At 35.7% G+C, this 1171-nt stretch carries 2 protein-coding genes and 1 pseudogene; all 3 read right to left on the bottom strand.

The genetic code is table 11. The annotated features are described in order from the left end of the window. The coding region (locus RHOW815_RS08155) for a helix-turn-helix domain-containing protein (protein WP_215217787.1) at window positions 1–397 on the bottom strand (397 nt) is incomplete at its 3' end. A gap of 278 nt (window positions 398–675) precedes the next feature. After that, a pseudogene (locus RHOW815_RS08760) lies at window positions 676–780 on the bottom strand (IS5/IS1182 family transposase); the annotation flags it as partial. 177 nt (window positions 781–957) lie between these two features. After that, window positions 958–1171, bottom strand: a 214-nt coding sequence (locus tag RHOW815_RS09500) for a transposase (protein WP_502757473.1), incomplete at its 5' end; no start/stop codon positions are given.

The raw sequence follows: 1171 nt of genomic DNA, 5'->3' as shown, positions 1-1171 counted from the left end.
GAGCTGCTTTTGCTTCTAACGCCTTTAGTCTCTTCTTACATGTTTCTAGATCATGCCTTAGCCATATCGATCTGACCCCTCCAGGAGAAACAAGAATTCTCTTCTTTTTCATCTCATTGGAAACTCGGATCTGTCCATATGCAGGTTTTTCTATAGCAAATGCAAATACGCTAGTTTCTATTTTTTCTTCCACTCTATTTTTTGGGCAGGGTTTCCTTCTAGAGATTTCTTGTAATGCGGCTTCTCCGCCTTTTTCATAAAGCTCTTTGTATGTATAAAAGCTTTTTCTTGAATATCCCATGTGCTTACATGCTTGAGATACATTTCCTAGCGTTTTTGCTAATTTTAAAAGGCCTAGTTTATTTTTTATCACTTTTCTCTCTATTGCTATATTCATAAATTACCACTTTGGTTCTGCTTTTACAACCAAGGCATGATGCCTTAGTTGCAAAAGCTGTTTTTCTTTGCTATTTACCACTAAGTGTCAATTTAAGTCTTGTCTATTACACCTCATCATAGCCCAAGATTACACAAAGCCTATTCCGTTCAGAATAGTCTTTTTGGACGCTTTAATTTGTGTTCTAAGTCAGCTATCTGACTAGGGATCAGTTTTTTCATGCTCAACAGCTTAACACAAAACAAATATTTTTCTATATGATTGAATCGGAACCACTATAGACCAACTATTCGTGGACGTGTTTTTTTGCGTGTAGACTCAAGTATTAGATGGATTTTGCTAAATTGGTTACGAGAGATATCGCTTGGATAAGAGCGGGTCATCATTGCTTCCAAATGTTTTGTGAAAACTATCTTTATGCCTTATTTAAAAGATTTCAAACAGACTCTTACAGTGAATCACAAAACCCCTTTTTTTACCCATTCAATTTTTTTAAATATTGGAGGCCCTTTCAACCTTGAAGTGCACAAAAAAGAACATATAAATACTTGAAAAAACATCTATTGTGCACCCGAGCATAGCATGTTTGTAGATAATCTCGTAAACACTTCTAGTGGAGTTTCGAAGTTGAGAGCCTTTCTAGGTCTGTTATTTAGTAAAGTTTCCACCCTTTCTATATCCTTGGAAGTCGTATCTAAAAAGCTTTGTGTTTTAGGAAAATATTGCCTAACTAGTCCGTTTGTATGCTCATTTAAGCCTCTTTCCCAAGAATGG

The sequence above is a fragment of the Candidatus Rhabdochlamydia sp. W815 genome (assembly GCF_018642185.1).
In the GTDB taxonomy this organism is placed as follows: domain Bacteria; phylum Chlamydiota; class Chlamydiia; order Chlamydiales; family Rhabdochlamydiaceae; genus Rhabdochlamydia; species Rhabdochlamydia oedothoracis.
The sequence above is the reverse complement of the archived record's forward strand: the minus strand, read 5'-3'. Positions and strand labels throughout refer to the sequence as shown.